The sequence below is a fragment of the Allobranchiibius sp. GilTou73 genome (assembly GCF_021391335.1).
Lineage (GTDB): Bacteria > Actinomycetota > Actinomycetes > Actinomycetales > Dermatophilaceae > Allobranchiibius > Allobranchiibius huperziae.
The window spans coordinates 320,198-345,098 of sequence record NZ_CP090051.1; the positions used below are offsets into that span (position 1 = coordinate 320,198).

20 protein-coding genes are annotated in these 24,901 nt (G+C 65.1%); 12 read left to right on the plus strand and 8 right to left on the minus strand.

Annotated features, from left to right (window positions below; translation table 11 throughout):
• The first annotated feature begins 39 nt into the window (after window positions 1–39).
• Window positions 40–1,056: a hypothetical protein gene (locus LVQ62_RS01545; protein ID WP_233764075.1), complete on the plus strand. Its 1,017-nt coding sequence runs from the start codon at window positions 40–42 to the stop codon at window positions 1,054–1,056.
• Window positions 1,057–1,753: 697 nt separating this feature from the next.
• Here LVQ62_RS01545 and LVQ62_RS01550 read toward each other — a convergent pair.
• The 3 genes from LVQ62_RS01550 to LVQ62_RS01560 all read right to left on the minus strand — a co-directional run bounded on the left by LVQ62_RS01550 (window position 1,754) and on the right by LVQ62_RS01560 (window position 4,196).
• Window positions 1,754–2,053: a hypothetical protein gene (locus LVQ62_RS01550; protein ID WP_233764078.1), complete on the minus strand. Its 300-nt coding sequence runs from the start codon at window positions 2,051–2,053 to the stop codon at window positions 1,754–1,756.
• A 303-nt stretch (window positions 2,054–2,356) separates the two neighbouring features.
• Entirely contained in the window at window positions 2,357–2,872 is a 516-nt protein-coding gene (locus tag LVQ62_RS01555) for a hypothetical protein (RefSeq protein WP_233764080.1), read from the minus strand.
• A 214-nt stretch (window positions 2,873–3,086) separates the two neighbouring features.
• Entirely contained in the window at window positions 3,087–4,196 is a 1,110-nt protein-coding gene (locus tag LVQ62_RS01560) for a hypothetical protein (protein ID WP_233764082.1), read from the minus strand.
• A gap of 789 nt (window positions 4,197–4,985) precedes the next feature.
• On the opposite strand from LVQ62_RS01560, the gene LVQ62_RS01565 reads away from it, so the two are divergent.
• The 6 genes from LVQ62_RS01565 to LVQ62_RS01590 all read left to right on the plus strand — a co-directional run bounded on the left by LVQ62_RS01565 (window position 4,986) and on the right by LVQ62_RS01590 (window position 12,387).
• A complete protein-coding gene (locus tag LVQ62_RS01565; protein WP_233764085.1) occupies window positions 4,986–7,697 on the plus strand; it encodes a DEAD/DEAH box helicase family protein in 2,712 nt (903 codons plus the stop codon).
• Window positions 7,694–8,875, plus strand: a complete 1,182-nt coding sequence (locus LVQ62_RS01570) for a restriction endonuclease subunit S (protein WP_233764087.1) — start codon at window positions 7,694–7,696, stop codon at window positions 8,873–8,875. Before LVQ62_RS01565 ends, LVQ62_RS01570 begins: the two co-directional genes overlap by 4 nt.
• Window positions 8,872–9,783: a restriction endonuclease gene (locus LVQ62_RS01575; protein ID WP_233764094.1), complete on the plus strand. Its 912-nt coding sequence runs from the start codon at window positions 8,872–8,874 to the stop codon at window positions 9,781–9,783. The genes LVQ62_RS01570 and LVQ62_RS01575 overlap by 4 nt, the downstream gene beginning before the upstream one ends.
• Window positions 9,784–9,854: 71 nt before the next feature.
• Window positions 9,855–10,349, plus strand: a complete 495-nt coding sequence (locus tag LVQ62_RS01580; RefSeq protein WP_233764095.1) for a helix-turn-helix domain-containing protein — start codon at window positions 9,855–9,857, stop codon at window positions 10,347–10,349.
• A 3-nt stretch (window positions 10,350–10,352) separates the two neighbouring features.
• Window positions 10,353–10,925, plus strand: a complete 573-nt coding sequence (locus LVQ62_RS01585) for a PIN domain-containing protein (protein ID WP_233764096.1) — start codon at window positions 10,353–10,355, stop codon at window positions 10,923–10,925.
• A complete protein-coding gene (locus LVQ62_RS01590) occupies window positions 10,918–12,387 on the plus strand; it encodes a class I SAM-dependent DNA methyltransferase (RefSeq protein WP_233764104.1) in 1,470 nt (489 codons plus the stop codon). Before LVQ62_RS01585 ends, LVQ62_RS01590 begins: the two co-directional genes overlap by 8 nt.
• A 470-nt stretch (window positions 12,388–12,857) precedes the next feature.
• Here LVQ62_RS01590 and LVQ62_RS01595 read toward each other — a convergent pair whose 3' ends face one another.
• The 5 genes from LVQ62_RS01595 to LVQ62_RS01615 all read right to left on the minus strand — a co-directional run bounded on the left by LVQ62_RS01595 (window position 12,858) and on the right by LVQ62_RS01615 (window position 19,482).
• Window positions 12,858–13,862: a hypothetical protein gene (locus LVQ62_RS01595; RefSeq protein ID WP_233764106.1), complete on the minus strand. Its 1,005-nt coding sequence runs from the start codon at window positions 13,860–13,862 to the stop codon at window positions 12,858–12,860.
• Between the two features lie 248 nt (window positions 13,863–14,110).
• The gene (locus LVQ62_RS01600) at window positions 14,111–15,427 is read right to left on the minus strand and encodes a hypothetical protein (RefSeq protein ID WP_233764108.1); all 1,317 of its coding nucleotides are present in this window, start codon (window positions 15,425–15,427) and stop codon (window positions 14,111–14,113) included.
• Between the two features lie 229 nt (window positions 15,428–15,656).
• Window positions 15,657–16,766 carry a tyrosine-type recombinase/integrase gene (locus LVQ62_RS01605; protein WP_233764110.1) on the minus strand — a complete coding sequence of 370 codons (1,110 nt, stop codon included), beginning with the start codon at window positions 16,764–16,766 and terminating at the stop codon, window positions 15,657–15,659.
• A gap of 245 nt (window positions 16,767–17,011) precedes the next feature.
• Window positions 17,012–17,899 carry a diacylglycerol kinase family protein gene (locus LVQ62_RS01610; RefSeq protein ID WP_255696485.1) on the minus strand — a complete coding sequence of 296 codons (888 nt, stop codon included), beginning with the start codon at window positions 17,897–17,899 and terminating at the stop codon, window positions 17,012–17,014.
• Window positions 17,896–19,482 (minus strand): FAD-binding oxidoreductase, encoded by a 1,587-nt coding sequence (locus tag LVQ62_RS01615; RefSeq protein WP_233764114.1) that lies wholly within the window; start codon window positions 19,480–19,482, stop codon window positions 17,896–17,898. Before LVQ62_RS01615 ends, LVQ62_RS01610 begins: the two co-directional genes overlap by 4 nt.
• A gap of 103 nt (window positions 19,483–19,585) precedes the next feature.
• Here LVQ62_RS01615 and LVQ62_RS01620 point away from each other — a divergent pair, with 103 nt between their 5' ends.
• From LVQ62_RS01620 to LVQ62_RS01640, 5 genes are all read left to right on the plus strand, one after another.
• On the plus strand, window positions 19,586–21,106 hold the full coding sequence (locus tag LVQ62_RS01620) for a glycerol-3-phosphate dehydrogenase/oxidase (RefSeq protein ID WP_233764119.1): 1,521 nt from the start codon (window positions 19,586–19,588) through the stop codon (window positions 21,104–21,106).
• Window positions 21,107–21,214: 108 nt separating this feature from the next.
• Window positions 21,215–22,084 carry an SDR family oxidoreductase gene (locus LVQ62_RS01625; RefSeq protein ID WP_233764122.1) on the plus strand — a complete coding sequence of 290 codons (870 nt, stop codon included), beginning with the start codon at window positions 21,215–21,217 and terminating at the stop codon, window positions 22,082–22,084.
• Between the two features lie 109 nt (window positions 22,085–22,193).
• On the plus strand, window positions 22,194–22,433 hold the full coding sequence (locus LVQ62_RS01630) for a hypothetical protein (RefSeq protein WP_179478609.1): 240 nt from the start codon (window positions 22,194–22,196) through the stop codon (window positions 22,431–22,433).
• Window positions 22,434–22,498: 65 nt separating this feature from the next.
• Window positions 22,499–23,656 carry a flotillin family protein gene (locus LVQ62_RS01635; RefSeq protein ID WP_233764123.1) on the plus strand — a complete coding sequence of 386 codons (1,158 nt, stop codon included), beginning with the start codon at window positions 22,499–22,501 and terminating at the stop codon, window positions 23,654–23,656.
• Between the two features lie 34 nt (window positions 23,657–23,690).
• The gene (locus LVQ62_RS01640; RefSeq protein ID WP_370639695.1) at window positions 23,691–24,860 is read left to right on the plus strand and encodes an acyl-CoA dehydrogenase family protein; all 1,170 of its coding nucleotides are present in this window, start codon (window positions 23,691–23,693) and stop codon (window positions 24,858–24,860) included.
• The last annotated feature ends 41 nt before the right edge of the window (window positions 24,861–24,901 follow it).

Genomic DNA, 24,901 nt, shown 5'->3' on the forward strand with positions numbered 1-24,901 from the left:
GTTTATGCGTTCAGAACCAGGAGTAGTAAGTTTCTGCAGGTGAGCCCACTGCACACCTTCGACATTGACCTGAGCCGCCGGCTGACTCCAAAGGAGCGGCGAGCTTTCGTTGCTCGTCGTAACCGCCTGGAGGGTGCCTTCGGTGAGTCGGCGCGCAACGCCCAGCGATGCCTGCAATCGAGAGCCGCCCCAGAGCGTCCAGTGGTCATCCGGTCGCAATTTTCGTGCCTGCAAACACAGCTGACTGCGGATGACGTCTCGGACCGTTCGGCCCCCTCCAAGACTGAACGCCCTCCGGCAACACGCATCATGAGCAGCCAGGGAGTCGCCCTCCGGTTCTACCTGTTACTGCTGGCCTGTAGCCAAGCTCGCACCAAAACTGGGAAACAACCTCACTTGGATCTTCGTCTCGTCGGTGACGCGCAGCAGACTGGCTGGGCCGACCTGATCGCAACCGGTGCCGTGCGCAGCGGTAGCGGCCGCACCCACATGACCCAACGCGACAAAAAGGCCCGAAGTCTTCGCTCCGCCCTTAGGTCTCTCCGCACCGCCAAACTGGTGGACTTCGACCCCGGCAAGTATGAAGACTTCATGATGCTCGCCGAATCCTGCGCAGCTCGGATTGGAGATCCGGTGCCCTACACCGCTCCTAGAGCCGCCGAAGACACGTTCTCCGTTCCCGCCGGCTTCTTCGCGAACGGGTGGATCAACGTGCTCGAAGACTCCGAAATAGCGGTGATATTGATGCTGGCGTGTGGGAAACTCAGATTGCCGGCGGACGATCAGTTTGATGTGGAACCTGGGGAAATTGCTATTCCCGCGTCTGACAGGGTGCTTTCATACGGCATCTCCCGCGACGTTTTCTCCACCGCCCGTAAGACCCTTGAGTGGTTTGGCCTTATTGCTGTTCGAGAGATCCACCGCCATGAAGACGGGCGGGGCGTGGACAACTCCCACTCCCTTCATCGGGTCATCGTACTGCCTGATGGCTTTGACCAGGATGCTCTTGGAGTAGTTCGCCCGGTCATTGAGAATCAGCTTGGTAGGCAGGCCTGACCTCAGCTCCTACGTCCCGTCGCAGTGGCTGATGGCCACCGGCCGGCGGCCTGGTCGGCGTTGATACTGCTGCGCATTCGCGACCGTGTCACGGGCAGGCCGAGCGAGCAACTGTTGCCCTGAGTGTCTGCACCTTACCGGGCCTGGCCAGTTTCGTCCGCTGCGGACAGGTTCGGCGTTTGTGCTCGTCGAGAGCGCCGGGGATCCACCGGGTGAAAGTGTCGCATGCTGACCAGTCGGCCCGGTATGCAGCCTTGGCGGTGTCGAACGCTTGGTTCCGTCCGTGCCTACCGCACGCGGAGTCATCGACGAGCTGACGGAGTCAGGACGATAACCGCCGTACTCACCGCGAGTCGTTCCGGCTATTGATATAGGGCCACAGCTAGTCAGCGCATGCGGTTGTCGCCACCTATCCCGCTTCACCAGGATGGCTCTGCTTCGCAAACGCTCCGACGACGTGTTCAAAATCCCTTTTGGCAATGCCCGCAACGGTTACGAGCAGACCAAGATCATTATGGAGGCAAAAGGGGCTGGGTCGTTCCGGGCGAGGCGCAGTTGAGCCTGTACACCGACCGGTTCGGCGCTTTCCCCCATCGACGGCTGCTGAGCTTGTCCGATTCCTTCCAACGGTGCGCCACTACGCAGCTGCCCGCCCAGGTCGCAGACGGACCGGTTGTACACCTTCCATGGGACGCAATCAGCTGCTTATCACCTCTGTGGCGCGGCATTCCCACGGCGCGGAACGTATACGGCTGAAGGAGTTGGAGACTTTCATGGTCGACACGACATCGACCCGGAATAGCGCAGACCAATTGGCGTGTTGCGTGGCGATCTCCAGCAGCAGGCTGGGGACCTGACCTTCTGGCAGTACGTGGAGCAAGAGCGGGTGTACTTTCACCTGCTTGGGAGGGCACAACGGGTGGCCAAAGCGGCCACCAACTTCGTGTGTTTCAGATGGGGCAGCCAGATTCGACAGATCAATCGCGTTCACAGTCATGGGTCATGCGCAACCTCCACGACAGGTGGCCAAGCATCTTTCCGGAGGACGCCGAGGATGGGCACGCATCATCTACGAGGTCTACCCGAACATTCCGCCCATGCAGGCTGGCATCACCGCCAAAGGCGTCTCGCCTCCGCCCGGGTCTCACGCCTCCTGGATCAGCTCCATGCTCATTGCAACCTTGCTGACGCAGTCCAGTCGAGCGCCCGCATCACCAAGTGAGCCCGCGCGCGGGGATCATTTGCGGACCACAAATAGGACCGGCGGCGCGCTCGTCTGCGGGATCAGCCAGCTGCGGTGTCAGAGTGGGCCCAGAGTGAAGTAGATCGGAATCGTTGACTCTCTCGGCCTGGTGCCGTCTGCGGTGACGGTCACACGCAGGGCAGACCCCTCACCAAACTGCTGTAGTCCAGAAAAATCGAGGAGGGGCAAGTGTCGTGACCAATGGCCCTGCACGTTGAAGTTGCTGCCACCATCCCATTGCATCTGTGAAAGTCCGTACGTACTGATCCGATGAAGCTCTACCCAACCGTCAGTCGGTTCGATGCCACTGCAGTTGATGAACTCCACGCGCACGGACACGCCGCGCGCTGAATAGGGGCTTCGGTTTTGAACGATAAAGCGGCCGTAAATCTGCTTGAACGGAACTACCACGAGCTGATCCCTGTCCGAGCGTGTGCTGAGGAACCGCAGCCGATCAGTGGCGTCATTGAACGGGAACACAGCCCTCACCTCGAGGTCCGGTGATCCTGTGGTCGCGCGGAGTGTCACCAGTCCGATTAGTAGCGTTGCCGCAACTAACACGAAACTGGCCACGGTAGCCACCGTCGTCAACGACCCAGCACGATCAACGCCGAGCCCGAAATCCCACCAGCACGACACCACCACCGCCGAAATGCACGCCAACAGAACAAGAGTCAGCAACGCCGTTGCGACACCCTTGGCTTTTTCTGCGTGCCCTAACGAAAGAATGAGGCAGCCCCCTTACAACAGGTAGCGAAAGTATATCGAGGCGCGTTGTACGGTCACCTCAGACAGCATCCGTCGGCGGGTTTGGTAGGTCCCATTTACCGAATCGAAGGTAGAAGGAAAGAAACGGATCCGACATGGACAGAGTGTCGTCGACATAGGCCAAAGCAGGATCGCTGTTTCCTTTGTTCTTGTCTGCGATCGCGTTCATCCGGCCGAGGGCGAAGGCCACGTTTTGGGTGGTAGGAGGATCCTCGAAGTGCTCGGCGATGACTCTTGCCAACCGTTGTGTCGGGATTTCGCGAACGGGGCCCATGCGAGCTAGGCCATAAAGTACGGCCCCATAGATGTCAGTCGATTGTCCAGTCTTCAACTTACGTGCCAGACGCGGCTGTCCCTTCGTTCGTGGACCTCGCCTCAAGAGCTCGAAAACCCCAGGCACGTAACGGGTCGCAATGTCCTGAAAGAAGCCTTCGACATGGGCAGGCAAGTTCATTTGGACGGATGCGTTAGCAGTCTCCCGAATTCCGCTACTCAGGCAGTAATCCAGACACAGTTGTTGCATGAGGAACGGAGCGCCCAGGCTGTTCTCGGCGAACTTTTTCGCTATCTGATCGCCCGGGTCAATCATGTTGAGAGCCGCGAAGCCAGAGCGCGCGATGTAGACAAGCTCCGTCAGCGACCACGGGGTGATCTCTTGCTGCCAAAGACGCCCGAGCATGTCGGTCTCCTCTCGCACTACGCGAAACGCATCGTGCGGCACGGCGATCATGACCACGGGAACATCGGTAATCAGACCCTTGATCGCCCGCACTAGATCCAACTTCAGCGTGTCTGGAACGTAGTGAAAGTCGTCGACAACGACCGGAACATTCAATGCCACTAGCGCCTCTCGAGCCACCGCAGCAATTGGCCGACGCGCGCTCGTGGTGACCTGCGACGACGAGCCTGCGCTGCCACCCAAGTTCCCTGTGACGCTGCCCACTCCCGGAACGCCAACCGTGGCCGACAGCCCTCCCGATTTCACACGATCGGCGCCAGTCGTCCACTGGACTTGGTCGTAAAGATTGAGAAACTCGATCACCCGCTCCCAGAGATCGTCAAGAGAACGAAGCTCCCCGCCTGTGAGCCAAAGGGCCTCATCACGAGGAAGGAGCTTTTCGACCACCACCGTCTTCCCTGACTTCGTCGGGCCCGAAACGGTAAGTGCCGCTCCCTGGTGTGCGAGGTATCGCTGAATTACCCCCTCAACATCATTATCATCTCGGGGGTTGTATGTAACGTCGGGCACGCGACCGGGGGTAAAGACGTCCCCGACAGCGACCACTGGGATTTGGCTCATGCGTAGGCATTTTGGCAGATGATCGTTCGTCGCACTCCCGATGAGGAGCGCTCACTGTCCTGCTTCACCCGTCCAACGTGTGTTGTCCCTGCTAGCGAGCAAGGCGGGGCCGTGCGCCGCGGAAGGCTTCGTTAGCACCTTCGCCCCCGCCACGCACGGTTGGAACAGCCCGTTTGACCAACGGCTACCGGGTAGCCGCGGGCTGGGTGTCTCGTAGAGCATCCCGGGCGCGGTCACCCCGCCTCGAGCCCCCCCCCCCCCCCCAGTACCGCTGCATGACAGGCGTCAGGCGCCCGTCGTGGTTCCACAAACAGTGAACCCGCTCGTCAAGACGGACTCTTTTCACGGTACGGCGACTGCCCGTTCCGTAGGACCCGTCAGGACCTCTCCGCCGGAACAGGGAGCTCGTATGGCCGCATTGCGCGACACCCCTCAGCGCACCCCAGCCAGGCAGTCGTCTCCGCGCTCCGTGTTCATTCCTTGCTGCATCTCGACAAGTCGGGCGCCATCGGCGGCTTGAGTTCGGGGTGAATCGGGCGGGACTCCAAGTAACCTGCGAACACTATGAATGCGCATCAGGGGGATGACGCTCGGCTTGCTGCCGAGGCACGGGCGCGGGTGTTGATCGATCGCCAGCTGACCAACGCCGGATGGGTCGTTCAAGACAAGAAGGCGTTGAACCTCTTCGCCGCTCAGGGTGTCGCCTGCCGCGAGGTCTCGATGAAGTCAGGCCACGGTCGCGCGGACTACCTGCTGTACGTCGATCAACGCGTCGTCGGCGTGATCGAGGCCAAGCCGCAGGGCACGACGCTGAGCGGAGTGGAGTGGCAGTCCGCGACGTATGCCGAGGGCCTGCCGGCCGACATACGACTCAAGGCGCTGACGCGTGGTGGCCGGCTGCCGTTCGTGTTCGAGGCGAGCGGCAGCGAGACGCACTTCACCAATGGTTACGACCCCGACCCGCGGGCACGGCAGCTGCTCGGTTTCCCGCAGCCGGCGACGCTTGCGCGCCTCATCCGGGACGCCGACATCGCCCCGGACGCACCCACGTGGCGGGCGAAGGTGCGGGATCTCCCGGAGTTGGACACGTCCGCGCTGCGCCCCGCGCAGATCACCGCGATCACCGGCGTCGAGCAATCGCTGACCGCGCAGCACTTCGACCGGTCCCTGGTGCAGATGGCGACCGGTGCGGGTAAGACGTACACCGCGGTCACGCTGGCCTACCGGTTGCTGAAGTTCGGCGGGTTCAAGCGGACCCTGTTCTTGGTCGACCGCAATAACCTCGCCGACCAGACGATCGCGGAGTTCCAGAACTACCGCACGCCAGGCGACGGGCGCCGGTTCACCGAGATCTACAACGTCGACAAGCTCACTCGTGCCGGCATGCTCGCCAGCAGCAACGTGGTCATCTCCACCATCCAGCGCGTGTACAGGGCACTGCAGGGCGAGGATGTGAGCGCCGAGGACGACCCGGGCCTGGACGACTTCGTGCCCGACTCCCCCGTCACTGTCGCCTACAGTCCGCAGCTACCGCCGGAGACGTTCGACCTGGTCGTAGTCGACGAGGCGCACCGCTCGATCTACGGCGTGTGGCGCGACGTGCTGGAGTACTTCGACGCCCACGTCGTTGGCCTCACTGCGACCCCGGGCAAGCAGACGTTCGCGTTCTTCCGGCAGAACCTAGTGTCGGAGTACACCTACCCGCAGTCGGTCGCCGACCGGGTCAACGTCGACTTCGACCTCTACCGCATCCGCACCGAAATTTCCGAACGCGGCGGATTGATCGAGGCGACCACAGTCGTGCCAAGGGTCGACCGGCGCACCCGCAAGCAACGCCTCGAGGCCTTGGATGAGGACCTGGAGTACACCCACAAACAGCTCGACCGTGCGGTCACCGCGAAGTCGCAGATTCGGCTCGTGCTCGAGACGTTCCGCGACCGGCTGTTTACCGAGATCTTTCCTGGCCGCTCGACCGTTCCGAAGACGCTGATCTTTGCCAAGGACGACGCGCACGCTGAGGAGATCGTCACCACCGTGCGCGAGGTGTTCGGCAAGGGCAATGATTTCGCCGCGAAGATCACCCACAACGCGCACGACCCCAAGGGCCAGCTGCAGGCGTTCCGGACGTCGCCGAGTCTGCGCGTCGCCGTCACTGTCGACATGATCGCCACGGGCACCGACGTGAAGCCGCTGGAGTGCGTGTTCTTCATGCGCGACGTGCGCTCGGCGCAGTACTTCGAGCAGATGAAGGGCCGCGGCGCCCGCACCATCGCCCCCGCCGACTTCCAGTCCGTCACCCCGGACGCGTCCGGGAAGGACCGGTTCGTCATCGTCGACACGGTCGGCGTCACTGAGCACGACTTCGTCGACCCACCGCTGAACCGGCAGAAGGGTGTCTCGCTCAAGAAGCTGCTCGACAAGGCCGCCACGCTGTCCCTCACCGAGGACGAGACCGCCACCCTCGCTTCCCGCCTGGCCAAGCTCGAGCTCGACCTCACCCCCGCCGAACGTGACGAGCTCGATGGCGTCGCCGGCGGATCCGTACGCGGAATTGTGCGGGGTCTGGTCGACGCCGTCGACCCCGACGTCCAAGCCACAGCGACTCAGGGGCAGGCCGATCCTGCCGAGGCGATCCAACGGCTCCTCGACGGCGCAACCAAGCCGCTCGCCGCGAACCCGGAGTTGCGCGGCCGCATCCTCGAGCTGCGCGCCACCCACGACCGTGTGATCGATGAGGTGAACGCCGACGCGCTGATCTCCGCCGGCGGCATCATCGACACCGGCCGGGCCCGCTCCGTGGTCGAGTCCTGGGAGGCGTACCTCGAGCAGCACCGCGATGAGATCACCGCGATCCAGCTGCTCGGTGAAGCCCGCGTCAGACGGATCAACTTTGCCGACATACAAGAACTCGCCGACCGGATCAGCAGGCCGCCGCACAATTGGACGCCCGACATCATCTGGAGCGCCTACGAGACGTTGTACATCGACCGCGTGCGCCACAGCGACCGGCACACCCTCACCGATCTGGTGTCGCTGCTGCGCTATACCGTCGGCGCCGACGACGAACTCGTTCCGTACGCCGACCGCGTGCGCGAGCAGTACGTTGCCTGGCTGGCCCAGCAGGAGCAAGCCGGCACGAATTTCACTGAGACGCAAAGGTGGTGGCTGGACCGGATGGTCCAAGTGATCGCGAACTCCGCAGGCATCACCGCTAAGGATCTTGACGAAGCGCCGTTCACCGAACGTGGGGGCGTGGACGGTGCGTTGCGCGACCTCGGCGACCAGGCGGAGGATCTATTGGAGAACCTCAACGCTGAGCTCACGGCATGAGCACTACCCAAGACTGGGAGACGACCACCTTCGGCGCGCAGTTCAAGGTGCGGTACGGGAAGGCCTCCCCGAAAGCCGACCGCTCGCCAGAAGGCGCCATACCGGTCGTCGGATCGGCCGGCGAGATGGCACGTACAGGCGCACCTTTGGTCGAGGAGGCATGCCTTGTGATCGGCCGGAAGGGCAACGTCGGCCAGACGCACCTCATGCTGGGCGGCTCATGGCCGACGGACACCACTTACTACGTGGTGATGCGGGATGACCTCGACCCCAAATTCATTCAGTACCAGCTGGTTGCGCGGGATCTTCGCCAGCTTGACAGCTCAACCGCCACCCCGAGCCTCCGACGGCAAGACCTCGAGTCCGTACCGCTAGCGAAGCCGCTCTTAGGCGAGCAGCGGCGGATTGTCGAGATCCTCGAGAACCACCTCTCCCGCCTCGACGCAGCAGCGAAATCTGTCGGTCTAGCCCGACAACGAGCAAGCGCACTGGTGACATCCACAGCCTCGGCGATGGTCGAACGGTCCCGGCTGGCCGAAACTCAACCACTCGGTACCTATGCCACATCGGTCACCTACGGAACCAGTGCCAAAGCTCACGCGGCTGCATCGCAAGCAGATGTGCCGGTCCTGCGCATGGGGAACATTCAGGATGGCCAGCTTGACTGGGATTCGTTGAAATACATTCCGTCGACCCATCCAGACGTCCTCAGGACATCGCTGGAACTCGGCGATCTGCTGTTCAATAGGACGAACAGCGCCGAACTCGTCGGCAAGAGCGCTGTCTATCACGGCGAGCGGCCCGCGACCCTGGCCTCCTACTTGATCCGAGTGCGATTCGACAACCGAGTGCTGTCGGACTGGGCAAGCCTCGTCATCAATAGTCCGTATGGTCGTCGGTACATCAGCTCAGTAATGTCTCAGCAGGTTGGCCAAGCCAACGTCAATGGCACAAAGCTGAGGGCATTTCCGCTTCCTGTCCCACCGATCTCGGAACAAGCCTCATACATCAACGAGTTTTTCGCTGCTGTGGAAGTCGCCGAGGACGTACACCGAACTTGCCACGGCACTCTCGAGCGATGTGCTTCCCTGCGTCGGTCTCTCCTTGCGGCAGCGTTCAGCGGAAAGCTCACCGGTCGCCGCACCGACAACGAAGTCATTGAGGAGATGGCCCAGTGATCCCCGACTTCCAAACGCTGATGCGGCCTGTCCTCGCCCTCCTGGCAGATGGCACCGTCCGCCGGTCCCGCGACGTCAAGGACGTCATGGCCGAGGAGTTCGGGCTCACGGAAACCGAGCGAGCTGAGCTTCTGCCGAGCGGACGGCAACGCACGATCGACAACCGAGTCGGGTGGTCGCTCACCTACCTCTCGCAGGCCGGCCTCGTCACGCGGCCGAGCCGCGGGCATGTCAAGATCACGGACGACGGTCGTGCGGCTCTCGAAGCAAACCCGTCGCGCATCGACATGAAGACCCTCGAGGCGTACCCGGCCTACCTCGAATTCCGTGACCGGACGCGCGACAAGACCTCCCCCATGAGCTCCGCCGTCCACGAAGAGCCGAGTGAGGCGACACCCAGCGACCTCATCGAGCAGGCTCTCTCGACGAACCGAGCGGCGGTCGAGGGTGAGGTCCTGCAAGCAGCGCTGGCACTCTTACCCACCGGGTTCGAGGAACTGGTCATACGGCTCCTGGCGAGCATGGGTTACGGCACGGCTGGATCGGTCGAGCGCACCAGTGCATCGGGCGACGCGGGTGTCGACGGCATCATCAGCCAGGATCCGCTCGGCCTCGATCGCATCTACGTCCAGGCGAAGCGGTACGCCGAGGATCGGACCATCGATCGTCCAAGGATCCACGAGTTCGCCGGCGCCCTCCTCGGAAAGCAGGGCGACAGAGGTGTATTCATCACGACGTCGCGGTTCTCGAGTGGCGCAATCCAGGAAGCCGAGCGGATCAACGCACGCATCGAGCTGATTGACGGTCGACGGCTGGCCGAGCTGCTCGTCGCCTACGGCGTGGGCGTGCAGGCCGATCAGACGGTGACGTTGCACCGGCTCGACGAGGACTTCTTCGAAGGTCTGTGACGCCGCAATATTCGCAATGTTCGTTTTGTTCGTTTGATGTAGGGTAGTCAGTAGAACCGAGGAGGTAGATCATGCGCCGGGCTGCAGCAGTACCCGCGCCACGCACGTACATCACGGATGATCAAGAAGACGCCCAGATCCTCGACTTCGTCCGCGCGCTGGAAGCCGCTGGCGTTCGCGCACCAGAGGCAATGCCGTCTCTCGTCGCCGCCGACGGCACACGCCACGAACTCCCTCCCGCCATGTACGAGGTTCTCAAGCAGGTCGCCGAGGCATTGGCTGGCGGCATGGGCGTCACGGTCGCCCCGCTCAACGCAATGCTGACAACCCAGGAGGCCGCGGACTACCTCGGAGTCTCTCGTCCGACCTTGGTCCGGATGCTTGAGCGCGGGGATCTACCGATGGAGAAGCCGGGACGGCATCGCTTCGTCCAGCTGAGCGACCTGGTTGAGTTCCAAGAGCGGCAACGTGTTCAGCGACGAAATGCTCTGTCCGAGATGCAGCGGCAAGGCCAGGAGGACGGCCTGTACGACGCCACAGACGGCCCTGCACCGCGCACCCGCTGATCCGTGACGTTCCCCGTCTTCTTCGACACGTGCGCGCTGTTCGGCGGCACGCTTAACGACACCTTCCTTCGTCTTGCTGAGCTCGGTGCCTACCAGATCCTCTGGTCGGATGGAGTGCTGACCGAGCTCGAACGCAACCTCGCCGACCGCGTCGGACCAGAGGGCGCAAGGCGACGGGTCTCAGCGATGCGCGCAGCGTTTCCCGATGCCGCTGTCGCAGATTATGAGGATCTCGCACACGCCATGACCTGCGAGCCGAAGGATCGGCACGTGCTGGCCGCGGCCGTACGAGGGCATGCCGAGGTCCTGATCACGTTCAATATCAAAGACTTCCCCGCGTCGTCGCTCGCACCTCATGCAGTGACGGTTGTGCATCCCGACGACTTCCTGCTGGACCAACTCGACCTGCATCCCGCTCGCGTTGGCGCCGCGCTAATCGGCCAAGTGCTCGACGCCAACAGGCCGCCGCTGACCATGTCAAGACTTCTCGGCATACTCGGGCGATCCGACGTCCCTAGATTCTCCGCCGAGGCGCGGCGCCACGACTTCCTCGTCCCAGGAGAATCAAATGACTGACTCGCGCCGCCTGGTCGACAAGCTCTGGTCGTATTGCGATGTGCTCCGCGACGACGGGGTCGGTGTCATCGAGTACACCGAGCAGCTGACATACCTGCTGTTCCTGAAGATGGCGCAAGAGCGGGCCACCCGGAAGCTCGTGCCCGAGCGGATCGTGCCTGATGAGTACTCGTGGCAGAATCTCCTCGACGCGCAGGGTGATCGGCTCGAGTTCGAGTACACCCGCATCCTCAACGGCCTCGCCCGCGAGAGTGGTGTTATCGGCACGATCTTCCGAAAGGCACAAAGCCGCATCCAGGACCCGGCGAAGCTGCGACGGCTCGTCGTCGATCTCATCGACAAGGAGAACTGGTCGCAGTCTGGCACCGACATCAAGGGCGACGCGTACGAAGACCTCCTCTCCAAGGGTGCGTCCGATAAGGGCTCCGGTGCCGGGCAGTACTTCACGCCCCGCGCATTGATCGAGGCGATCGTCGACGTCGTACAACCGACGGTCGATGACACGGTCGTCGATCCGGCCTGCGGTACCGGCGGGTTCCTCTTGGTTGCTCATGACCACGCCTCGCGCGGCGCCGAATCGATGACGCCGACGCAGCGCGACCACCTACGCGACGACTTCGTGGCCGGTTACGAACTTGTCGACGGCACAGCCAGATTCGCCGCGATGAACCTGCTGCTGCATGGCATGGGGACATCCAATGGCGCTTCCCTCATCGAGGTGCGCGACTCTTTGATCGCAGATCCCGGTCGCCGCTGGTCCGTCGTGCTCTCGAACCCGCCGTTCGGTCGGAAGTCGTCGTTGACCATGATCGGTGCGGATGGTCGAGAGGCGCGGGAGGACCGCGAGATCGAACGCCAGGATTTCGTTGCAACCACGAGCAATAAGCAGCTGAACTTCGTCCAGCACATCGCCACAATCCTCGACACCAACGGTCGCGCGGCTGTCGTCCTGCCGGACAACGTGCTGTTCGAAGGCGGCGCCGGCGAGACCATCCGCCGCAAGCTGCTGGCCGATTTCGACCTGCACACCATGCTCCGTTTGCCGACCGGACTCTTCTACGCCCAGGGCGTCAAGGCGAACGTGCTGTTCTTCGACAAGAAGCTCGCCCGGCCCGGGCAGCCGTGGACCGAGCGGCTCTGGGTCTACGACCTGCGTACCAACAAGCACTTCACCCTCAAGCAAAACCCGCTGCGGCGTGCGGACCTCGACGAGTTCGTTGCGGCGTGCACCGCGACAGAGCGCGTCGAGTCCGAACGCTGGAAATCGTTCACGTACGACGAGATCGTCGCGCGCGACAAGGCCAACCTCGACATCACGTGGCTCAAGGACGACTCGCTCGAGGACCTCGACAACCTCCCGTCGCCAGACGTGATCGCCCGCGAGATCGTTGAAGACCTCACCGCTTCACTCGCCGAGTTCGAAGCAGTGGCAGCATCGTTGGAGGAGCAGTTGCGCAGCTAACGGTCCGCGCCAACGCTCTCCGCCGGATCCATTCCGGCACAGGCTGGTAGCTCTTGGCGCTAGCCGCATGAGGACGCGCGGGCAGCGACCTTGTTCGCACACGACACGGGCGTGCCCGGCCTCGTAGACACCCCTTACACGTTCGAAACGGTCAGCGCTCTCCGCGTAGCTACGCGGGTTCGCGTGCTGCGGGCCGATCCGTCTGACCTGGATCGAACCGCCGGTGCTCATTCCGGCTGCATACCTATTGTTCGGCCATCGCGCTACCGCGCGAGTTCGCCCGCCTTATAGCGATACTGCCCGCTCAGAATTACGTGAAGTTTAAGAAGCGGACACGTACGCGGGTCCCTGCCCTCTGGACTAAGGCCATTCCTCTGCTGCTATCAGCCACTCGCGCACATTGACGGACTTCGTCGAGGCCGACCGGAAGACCGGCTTCATCTTGAATGAAGCCGGTCGGATAGTCACTTCTAATCGGTTAAGAACGCAGGATGCAAGGCTGTCCTCTCGATGGCGATGCACACGGGTCGACCAATATCGTTGTATGCGATCGCCCCCAGCTCAGGCCAGGGAGTATTCATCCCGCCCAATTGGAAAGCATCAGACATCTCTTCCATGTGCGCAAAAACGGCATCCTCAGGTTCGGAAGCTGCTCCAAATAGAACCAAGACTTTACTGTCGGTCTTCACGTAATGTGGAAAGCAGTAATTCTTAATATCAGTGGGCAGAAGGCATATTTTCAACGAAAGAAGATGGTCTCCGTCGTCAAGGGAGATACGGGCTTTTTTGCCGTCTTCCCGCTTTAGCTCGGCGAACGTGCTCACCTTGAATTCACCTTCCTTCGGGAGAAATGTCATTATTATATTCGTCCCATCGGATGGGTCGATATCTAGGCGCGTTATGTCAAGATCAGGCAGAGTCTCCTTTCGATCCTCCTCGTCTAGCGAATTCTCATGATTGGTTACTCTTGCTGGCGAACCAAGGTTGAGGCCCGAGAAGAACGCTTTCGAGAGTCGTTGACCACGTTTGAGGCGTCCACTCTCAAATAGGGTCCACGACCTTGTCTGGTGATCGGAAAAGTAGAGCCGAATTCGAAGGTCTCCTGCGAGCTGTACCCCAAAGCCAAGCAAGAATTCCACACTTCGCTCAGGCCCAATCGCAGGCACAGTGAAAAACTGGGCTTCAGAGCCCGCTTCATCTGAGAACTCGAGATTCTCATGGACTGGGGCCACCATTAGTCCTACAGCTTCAATGCGGTCCCTCGACGAGTTACGGGCACGAGCAACAATTCGCCCGTCAGACCGGTGATCGATCCAAGCCGTAACCTGGAGGGCCTGCTCCCGCCTCTTACCAGCACGCCGAGAAAAATATGCATAAAGGGCCATCACCGCAGTAATGGACCATGAAATTAGATCTCCGGTAGTTCCAGGCGCCCACCACTCTTGGATCCACTGCCCGAAGTTTTCGGTGTGCATGGGCCCCAGCCTAGGCCGGATCAGCCCTGGCAGGTTACGGCTCTGTCGGAATACGTGTGCGGTAGTTTCAAGTGCCCGGCCCAGGGGGGTGGTGCATCGATGCGGCAGGTCGGCTTGCGCATCTCTGACGACTGGCCCGAGAACTGACGGCGTCACTGACGGTCCGCAGCGACCAGAAAGGGATCGGGGCCGTGCCGTGCTCGCCCTATCGCAGAGCGCTAAAGGGCGGACCGGTCGCGAGGGCGAGGCTATATGGCGGTGGCAGGCAACACGAGGATGGAACCATCGCCGTTCTTGACAATCTCAATGACGACATCCGTCACATGGCCGCCTGAACGAACGTCGTCGGCGAGATCGCGCAGCCGGTAGGAGGCACGAAGGAGCGCGTCGACGTTCCCTCGAGGAAGAAGGGTTTCGCGCAGGCGCTCCGGAGCGCGAAGTCGCAGACCGGAGATTTGCGTCAGGACGGCTGCAATATCGCCCTCCAACTTGTCGACGCGCGCGTTGTCCTGCTGAAGGCTCTTCACGAACTGTTCGAAGGGATTGGTCTCATCTCCCTGACCGTGCTCAACCGCTTGCAAAACCACCACTCTGCGCTTCAGCGCAATCGCTAGCGCCGCAAGTTCAAGGTGCGCACGGAATTCTCCACCACGGCCCTCGATGCCGCGGAACTCCGAAGTCACCCTGTCCAGCGGCACCGGCCCCTCGGGTAGGCGGTCTACCGCTGTACGCCACCGGGCAAGTCGATCACGTGCGAGGGCAATGGCGGTGTCGATCACGTTGACCGCGGAGTCCAAACCGAGGGAGGCCCCAATCTTGCCACGATCCAAGAGGATGGAAGTCGCCTTGTCTATCGCGTCCTGGCATCCGTTGAGGTCCGCGCGCTCGCGGTCGAGGTTGTCCGAGTGAAGCTTCTCCAGAAGTCTCGTAATGTTCTCAATCGCACGTTGCCGTTGATGATCGGCATACGCGCTGACCCCAACTGCCACCGCCATCAACACCAGTGGAGCGGCCACTGTCAGAGCCCCTGCCCCTGCTGCTGCTGCCCCGGCCGTGCCCGCGGCTCCACTCACCGCGCCAGCCGTCGCAGCTTCGGCAGGAACAGGAACAAACGATGCCTGTGCTACCACCCCGCTCGCATCGACCAGCGGACCGCGGATCCCACCCGCGACTCCCTTCGCGACCATAGGGCGAACCAGGCCTTTACCCACTTGGGCAGCCACCTTCGCCGGGACCACCATGCGGTAGAGGAGCTCACCAGAACCTGCAACGTCGGCCGGCGTGGAAGCGGACAGAGCGGTGCGCGTCACAAGCTCACTGAGGTGCTTGGCGAGGGGGCTCATTGCATCGAGCGGTATGCCCACGCTGCGGTCAAACTCTTTCGGCATCGGGTGCGCCTCAAGCGTGACCACCGGCGAATCCGCGAACGCCGCCAACGCCGACCGCAGCTCGGCGAGACGCTGCGGAGACATCGTCCTGGTCCCCTCGAAGATCCCAGGCATACGGGTGTCGTCTTTCGTGGCCAGCGGCCACACCGGCACGGTCCCCTCGCCGCTATGAGTCATCCGCGCATCTTTGCTCAAAGCACTGGCTCAGTGGGTCTTCCTGCGCGGGTGTCGTTTGACGACATCGCTTTTACGCGCCGGGCACCAGCTCAAGCGTGCACCGGCGCACGGGGCTTCTTGCCAACGCGGTTGTTAGCCATGTTGCGGTGCGTCGCCCGCATCTGTCGCCTGCGGGAGGAATCGAACGTAGAACGGCTGTTCCGATAAGCAGTTCAGTAGCCTGCAGCTCTCAGTAACCTGCCAGCTCCGAAAGCTTCGCCGCGATCTCGGCATCGCGGCCCCGTGCGACATGCTGGTATCGCATCGCCGCCTCCGCGGTGAGGTGCCCAAGCCGGTCCATCGTCTCCTTGGGTGTCGCGCCGGCTAGTGCAGCGAGCACCGCGCCGGTGTGGCGGAGGTCGTGGAGGCGCATGTCCGGGCGTCCGGCGGCCGTCCTGGCCTTCATCCAGTGGCGGCGGACGGTGTTGGAATGGACCTGGCGAGTCCTGTCCCCCACGGCTGCGAACAGCAGTGCATCCGTGTCTCGTTCAACGAAGCGGAGATGGTTCGTGACAGCCTCGACGATGTGGGGTGGCATCGACACAGACCGCTGTTGACCATTCTTGGGTGTACCGACGACCGGGGTGCTGTGGTCCCACGTAACTGCTCGTCGCACGTGGATGAGGCCCGCCCTGACATCAACATCTCCGCGACGTAGCTCGGCGAGCTCACCGAAGCGCAGTCCACACCATGCCGCGATGAGAATGAAAGCCCAGTAACGCTGCGGCATTTCGTTCATCAGCGTGACGATCTCCTCGGGAGATGCCGGGTCTATCGGGCGCTGCCGTCTTGCGATGCCGGCGCTTCGGATGGTGCACGGGTTCTTGGTCAGGATGTCGTCCCGCACTGCCTCGTTCAGAACGGCGCGCAACAGCGAGTAGACCTGCGCTCGTTGAGTCGGGGTGTTCGGATCGAGGGTCGCGTACCAAGTTCGGACGACGGGCGGCGTGATGTCTCGCAGTGACACCTCGGCGAACACCGGAAGGATGAACCGATCCAGCTGCCTCCGATAAAGCGCACGAGTGAGCTGCTTGACCTCGCGCTGCAGCAGCCACGACTCGGCGTACGGGCCGAATGCCTCCGTCGCGCGCTGAACCTGTGCCCGTCGCGACTTGGCGGGCGACCACTCGTCGTTCTGAATGAGCCGACGCTCGCCTGCGAGCCAACCCTCGGCGTCTGACTTCGTCTGGAAGGTCGACGGCGCACGGTGGATCCCCTCATCCGGGCCCATGTAGTACGCCTGATAGCGGCGGTTTGAACGCCTCCGGATCGTCCCGAAGTCCCGCTTCGCCCGGGTCACGACGCGCCGTTTGCGGACACATTTGGGCATAACTGGGGCATAACTGGAGGTACTTTGGGTCTTCTTACGCCCACGGCTCCCATACGTTGAAGGCTACAACGTCGCAGGTCAGAGGCATATAGGGTGGATCTGCGCCGAGCAAGAGACGGGCGCGTAGAGAATTCAAATCCTGTCACCCCGACCAGCTCACAGAACGGCCCTGACCTGCGGAAACGCGGATCAGGGCCGTTCTTCGTGCGTCGTGCTCAGCGCGTGACGGCCGAGGGGTCGGGCGAGATGATCCGCAGCGCGCCCGGCAGCACCGTCGCCATGATCGGCAGCGGAGCGAGAGGGTCGCCGTCGGCGTACGCCTGGACGCCATCGGCCTCTATACGCACCTCGCGCCCGCGCAGCACGACGATCTCCGCGTTGGCGGTGTGGGTGCCGCGGTAGACCTGCGGCAGCTTGCGGATGAAGCTCGCCCGGCTGCCCGCTCCGAGGAGCAGGACGTCGAGCAGCCCGTCGCGCGGGTCGGCGTCCGGGGCGATGTGCATGCCCTTGCCGTAGTAGCCGGAGTTGGCGGCCACGACGGTGAACCCCTCGAAGGTGTGCTCGGCGCCGTCGACCGTGACGCGGTACGTCGTGACCGGGAACGTCGCCATCGCACGGAGCGCCCCCAGCGGGTACTGCAGAGCTCCCGGCACCCGCTTCATCTCGTTCACGAGCTGCGACGCGAGGGAGTCGACACCGGCGTAGACGCTGCCGACCACGACCCTGTCGCCGACACCGATCGCGTCGACGGGACGCACGTCGCCGTCGCACAGAAGCGACGCAAGCAGCTCCCCGTGCCTCGGTATGCCCAGTTGGCGGGCGAAGTCGTTCCCCCGGCCCGCGGGCGCGATCCCGAGCGTGACCCCATGACGCACCGCGGCGGCGGCCACGGAGCTCACCATCCCGTCACCACCGACCGCAACGCACACCTCGCCCTCGCCGGTGTCGGCGACCAGGTCGTCGGCCGCCTCGATGCCGGGACTCACTGTGGACCGCACCTCGGCACCCCGCGCCCGAAGGGCTGCACCGACCTCGGCAGCCATGCGGGCGCCGCGTCCTGCTCCGGAGTTCGGATTCACGAGGAGATGGAAGGCCCGCGTCATGGGATCAGTACACCCGGGTTCAGGACCCCTGCAGGGTCGACGCTCCGCTTGACCGCGCGCAGCACGTCCGTGCCGATGGGGCCGATCTCCTCGGCGTACCAGGGCTTATGGTCCCGGCCGACCGCGTGGTGGTGGGTGATCGTCCCGCCGGCCGCGACGATCGCGTCGGACGCGGCCTGCTTGGCGGTGTACCACTGGGCGCGCGGGTCGTCGGTCTCCCGGCACGCCACCGTGAAGTAGAGCGAGGCCCCCGTGCGGTAGACATGCGAGATGTGGCACAACACGATCGGGTTCGTCCCCTGAGCGCTCAGCGCGCCCTCGAGCGCCGCCTTCACCTGCGCGTACAGGTGATCCAGGTTGCTCCAGAACGTCGCCGTCTCCAGCGTCTCGACCAGGACGCCCTGGTCGAGCAGCGCGTCGCGCAGGTAGGGCGCGTTGAACCGGCCCTCGGCCCACTCCTCGCCGTCCTCGGCACCGAGCGGGGTGCCGCCCAGACCCTGCAGCACCTCGCCGACCTCACGGCGCATCCGCTCCACCCGATCGTCCGTGCCCTCGTATCCGCAGACCATCAGCGCACCGCCGCCCGAATCGGCGCCGATGCTCTCCGGCTTCGCGAGGTTCAACGACGTCTCGGTCTCGTCGGACAATCGCAGCACCGTGGGGTTGATGCCGTCCTGGGTCAGGGTGCGCATCGCGGTCGCCCCACCGACGAACGTCGGGAAGCGCCAGGTCTCGTAGACCGCGGTCACGGGTTTCGTCCGCACGGCGAGTCGCACCTCGGTGACGATCCCGAGCGTGCCCTCGGAGCCGAGCACGAGCTGACGCAGATCGGGCCCGGCGGCGCTCGCCGGCGCGACGCCGAGCTCCCAGGTGCCGAGCGGCGTCGCGACCTTGAGCCCGACGACCATCGTGTCGAATCGGCCATATCCCGAGGAGGACTGGCCGCTCGAGCGGGTCGCTGCGAAGCCGCCGACGGTCGCGAACTCGAACGACTGGGGGAAGTGGCCGAGGGTCATCCCGTGCTCGCCCAGCAGCTCCTCCGCGCGCGGCCCGGAGACCCCGGCCTGCAGCACCGCCGTGCTGGACACCTCATCCACGTCGACCAGACGGTCGAGCCGGCCGAGATCGATCGCGACCACCGCGACGAGCCCGTCCCTCGAGGCGGTGAGGCCGCCGACGACCGAGGTGCCGCCGCCGTAGGGCACGACGGCGATCCGACGCTCGGAGCAGAGGCTCACGAGCGCCTGCACCTCGTCGTGGTCGGCGGGTCGCAGCACCGCGTCCGGGGCAGCTGCGGCGTCGCCACCGCGCAGGGCCAGCAGGTCAGGGGTGGACTTGCCACCCGTATGCAGCAGCCGCGGCTCAACGCCCGTGTCGACGTGCTCGACACCGATCGCGTCCCGCAGGGCGTCGAGGACGTCGTCCGGCAGTCCGACGGCTGGAAGCTGCACGGCCTGCTGATCCACGGCGGGCCGTGGCGCGGGCGGCCCGAACGCGAGCTCGAGCATTGCCAGGGCGTTCGCGGGAAGAGTCGTCGTGCGAGCCGGGTCTCCCCAGCGGGACCAGTGCATCCGATCACTCATGGGCTAGAGTGTGACACAGTGCTTTGACCCGTAACATTGCAACGTCGATGCTCTCAGCCACTCGACAGCATCTGCCCGCGAAGGGCACTCTCGGAAGGCATCCATGTCCGGCGACACCGCCCTCAACCACCCCCGTCGGGCGCGTGAGCTCGCCGAGGCCACCGACGGGCGCCGGGTCGACCTCCTGGTGATCGGACTCGGCGCGACCGGCGCCGGTGTGGCGCTCGACGCGGCGTCCAGGGGGCTGAGCGTGGTGGCCGTCGACGCACACGACCTGGCGTTCGGCACGTCGCGGTGGAGTTCGAAGCTCGCCCACGGTGGGCTGCGCTATCTCGCCCACGGCCAGGTCGGCATCGCCCACGAGAGCGCGGCCGAGCGAGGGATCCTGTTGCGCCGCACGGCGCCCCACCTCGTGCGGCCCTCCCGGTGGCTGGTGCCGCTCACCCCGGACATCTCCCGCGGCAGCGCCGCGGTCATCGGCGCCGGTTTCGTCGCGGGTGACGTCCTGCGCCGGGTCGTCCGTACGCCGAGCGGCCTGCTGCCCCGGCCGAGTCGCGTCGGTGCCGCTCGCGCCCGCGAACTCGCACCCGCGCTCCGACACGACGTGCGGGGTGGGATCACCGCCTGGGACGCCCGCATCGAGGACGACGCCCGGCTCGTCATCGCGCTGGCCCGCACCGCAGCAGGTCGTGGAGCGCGCGTGCTGACCCGCGTCCGCGCCCTGGACGTGGCCGGCGACGGAGCCCGGGTGCGCGACGAACTGACCGGCACCGCGTACGACATCACGGCACGGGCGGTGGTGAACGCCACCGGTGTCTGGGCCGGCGGCCTCGTGCCAGGGGTCAGCCTCCGGCCGTCGCGCGGCACCCACCTCGTCCTGCGCTCGGAGACGCTCGGCGGGAGCGGGGTCATCCTCAACGCGCCGGTCCCCGGCTCCGTGGGCCGTTTCGTCTTCTCGCTGCCGCAGCCGGAGGGCCGCACCTACCTCGGACTCACCGACGAGGCCGCCGACGGCCCCGTGCCGGATGTGCCGGTCGCCACCGATGGTGAGATCGACTTCCTGCTCGAGACCTTCAGCCGGGTGCTCGCGCGACGGCTGACCCGAGCCGACGTCGTGGGCTCGTACGCCGGTCTGCGCCCGCTGCTGGACGCCGGCGGCTCGACCGCCGACATCTCCCGGCGGCACGCGGTGCTCACCTCGCCGGACGGGGTGGTGACCGTCATCGGCGGCAAGCTGACGACGTACCGCCGGATGGCCCAGGACGCGGTCGACGCGGCGGTCCGCGAGCGCCGACTGGACGCGGGCCCGTGCTGCACCCATGACCTGCCGCTCGTCGGGGCCGCCGCACCCGCTGTGCTCGACCGGCTCGCCGCACCCGCCCGGCTCGTCCACAAGTACGGCACCGAGGCGACGTCGCTCACCGACGACCCCGACCTGCTCGCCCCGATCGACGGGCGCCAACTCGTCACCCGCGCGGAACTGGCCTTCGGCGTCACCCACGAGGGTGCCCTCGACGTCGATGACCTGATCGACCGCCGCACCCGGATCGGGCTGGTCCCAGCCGACCGGGCCGCCGCCCTGCCCGTAGCCACCCAGGTACTGGTCTCCTCCGAGCTCGCCTGACATCCCGAATGGCGTACGTCGCGCGGTATGGATCGAGCCCGCCGCGGTGTTGCCACCGAAGACACGACGCGCCCGCGTCGGGCCAGGCTCCGTACCAGGAGGATCCCCATGCCCACGTACACCGTCACCGCCGCCAGCGGCCAGTTAGGGCGCCTCGCCGTCGAGGAGTTGCTCGCCCGGGGCGTGGCGGCCCAGGACGTCGTGGCCGTCGTCCGGACACCGAGCAAGGCAGCCGATCTCGCCGACCGCGGGGTCCAGGTCCGCGAGGGCGACTACGACCGGTCGGAGACCATGACCGCCGCTCTGCACGACGCCGACCGTGTGCTGATGATCTCGGGCCCGACCGCCGGTCAGCGGATCCCCCAGCACACCAACGTCATCGAGGCGGCGAAGGCCGGTGGCGCGACGCGCATCTTCTACACGAGCATCCTCAACGCCGACGACACCACCAACCCGCTGGCCGGCGAGCACCAGGAGACCGAGCGCCTGCTGCGCGCGTCCGGCGTGCCGGTCGTGCTGCTGCGCAACGGGTGGTACGACGAGAACTACACCGGGCAGTTGGACCAGTACCTCGAGCACGGCGAGATCGTCGGCGCCGCGGGCGACGGCCGGATCTCCGCGGCAGCCCGCCAGGACTACGCCGTCGCGGCCGTGGCCACGTTGCTGCAGGACGAGTCCGGCGACCGCACCTACGAGTTGGGCGGGCCGTCGTTCGACATGTCCGAGTTGGCCGCCGTGGTCAGCGAGGTGTCCGGCAAGACGGTCGCCTACCGGGACGTCCCCGCAGCCGAGTACGTCGCGGTGCTGCGCAGCAACGGCCTCGATGAAGGCACTGCGGAGTTCGTCGCGAGCATCGACAGCTCCATCGCCCACGGCGACCTGGAGACACACAGCGACGCGCTGGCCGAGCTGATCGGGCGGCCCGTCACTCCGCTCGCCGACGTCGTCCGGGCCGCGTGGTCGCAGCGCAACCCCTGAACGCAGCAGTCGTGCTCCCGATCGACCGGTACGCCGTCCTACTTCGGTGCGCAGGTGTAGTTTTCACGGAGTACGGCGGCCGAGGGAGCCGCCCGATCGGGAAGTCCGGATGAGCACGTCTGATCTGTCGCCGGTCGGCCTGATCGGCCACCTCACGGTGGCGACGCAGGGTGACGACGGACCGGGGGAAGCGGTGTTCCGCATCAGGGGTGGCACCGAGGCGTTCATCGCGCGCTCCCCCGAACCCCTGCGCCGCGGGCAGCAGGTCGTCTGCACCGGCGAGATCGGGCCGCGCACCGTCGAGGTCGCCCCTTGGGGGGAACGCCTGGACTCCCTGCTGCGTCTCTAGATCGTCCCTCACCCCTGATCCTTCGCCGACGTTCGGCGCGCACCACCCACTCATCAAGGAGAGAAATGTTCGGTTACCGGGTCCCTCGCGCTGACGAGGCCATGCTCATCTCGGGCGGCAAGGGCTCAGGCGTGTCCCCGTTCCGCGTCGTCACCGGCCACGGCGCGTTCGTGCTCCCTGTCTTCCGGAAGGTGCAGTTCCTCACGCTCTCGCTCTTCGAGGCCGAGGTCGAGGAGCCCTGCGTCACCAAGCAGGGCATCGCGCTCACCGTGAAGGCGGTCATCGCCGCCAAGATCGGCTCCGACAACGACTCGATCGTGAACGCCGGCCAGCGCTTCCTGTCCGACCAGACCCAGATGGCCACGCTCACCGGGCGGATCTTCGCCGGGCACCTGCGCAGCATCATCGGCTCGATGACCGTCGAGGAGATCATCACCGAGCGGCAGAAGCTCGCCGGTGAGGTGCTCGAGGGCTCCAAGGAGGAGATGGCACGGATGGGTCTGCTCGTCGACGCGCTGCAGATCCAGAACATCGATGACGGCGGACTCGGCTACATCAAGGCCATGGCCGCGCCGCACAACGCGCGCATCCAGCAGCAGGCGCAGATCGCCCAGGCGAACGCCAACCAGGCCGCCGCCGAGGCCGAGCAGCAGTCGCTGCGCGCGCAGTCCCAGTTCCAGCGCGACACCGCCGTCACCCAGGCCGGATACACCGCGGAGACCCAGGCGGCACAGGCGAAATCGAGCCAGGCCGGGCCACTCGCGCAGGCGCAGGCACAGCGCGAGGTCATCGCCGCGCAGACCGAGCTGGCTCAGCGCAACGCCGAGCTGCGCCAGCAGCAGCTCGTCGCCGAAGTGGTCAAGCCGGCCGAGGCGGACGCCGAGCGCGTGCGGATCCTGGCCCGCGCGGACGCCGAGAAGGTGCAGATCCAGGCGGCCGCAGCAGCCTCCAGCAACCGGGTCGCGCTGGACCAGGCGCTCATCGCCCAGTTGCCGCAGATCGTCGAGAAGGCTGCCGCCGGTCTGGCGGGTGCGAACATGACGGTCGTCAACGGTTCGGACGGGCTGTCCGACCTGGTCACCGGTCTGGCCGGGCAGGGTGTGGCGATCTTCAACGCACTCAAGGGCGATGTCGGCTCCGACCACGACAAGAACGCCCGGTCGAAGGACTCCAACCCCGACACGAAGGGCATCGAGGGGCGCGAACAGGGCCCGCAGGGCTGACCCCGCGGCGTGCGGGCGGCATGATGGAGGGGTGATCGCACACCCCGCCCTGGACAAGCTGACCGCCTTCGACTCGCTCCTCTCCGAGGAGGAACGCGACCTCGCCACGACGGTCCGGTCCTTCGCGGATGACAAGCTGCGCCCCTACCTGGCCGACTGGTTCGAGGCCGGCGAGATCCCGGCGCGCGAGATCGCCCAGCAGCTGGGGGCGCTCGGCGTACTCGGCATGCACCTGGACGGCTACGAGTGCGCCGGCGCCTCCGCCACGATGTACGGCCTGGCGTGCCAGGAGCTGGAGGCCGCCGACTCCGGGCTGCGCAGCCTGATGTCGGTGCAGGGCTCGCTCGCGATGACGGCGATCCACCACTTCGGCAGCGAGGAGCAGAAGCAGGAGTGGCTGCCCCGGATGGCCGCCGGTGAGGCGCTCGGCTGCTTCGGGCTCACCGAGCCGGACTTCGGCTCCGACCCGGCCGGCATGCGCACCCGCGCCAAGCGCGATGGCGACGACTGGGTCATCAACGGCAGCAAGATGTGGATCACCAACGGCACCGTCGCCGACGTCGCCGTCGTCTGGGCGCAGACCGACGACAAGATCCGCGGTTTCGTCGTGCCGACCGAAACCAAGGGCTTCACCGCCACCGAGGTCAAGCACAAGCTGTCGCTGCGGGCGTCCAAGACCGCCGGACTGTCCTTCGAGGACATGCGACTGCCGGGCGACGCCGTCCTCCCCGAGGTCGCCGGGCTGCGCGGGCCGCTGACCTGCCTGTCCGAGGCCCGCTTCGGCATCATCTTCGGCGCCATGGGCGCCGCGCGTGACTGTCTGGAGACCGCGTTGGAGTACGCCGACTCGCGCGTCATCTACGACAAGCCGCTCGCCGGTTACCAGCTCACCCAGGCCAAGCTGGCCGACATGACGCTGGAGCTGATGAAGGGCCAGTTGCTGGCCCTGCACATCGGCCGCCTCAAGGACGCCGGCACCCTGCAGCCCGCGCAGGTCAGCGTCGGCAAGCTCAACAGCTGCCGCGAGGCGATCAAGATCGCCCGCGAGTGCCGCACCATCCTCGCGGCCAACGGCATCACCCTGGACTACCCGGTGATGCGGCACGCCAACAACCTGGAGTCGGTGATGACCTACGAGGGCACCTCCGAGGTGCACCAGCTGATCGTGGGCCAGGCGCTGACCGGCGAGGGCGCCTTCCGCTGATCCTCACGCTCCGTCAGGGGTAGCAAACGCATCGAGGGGTG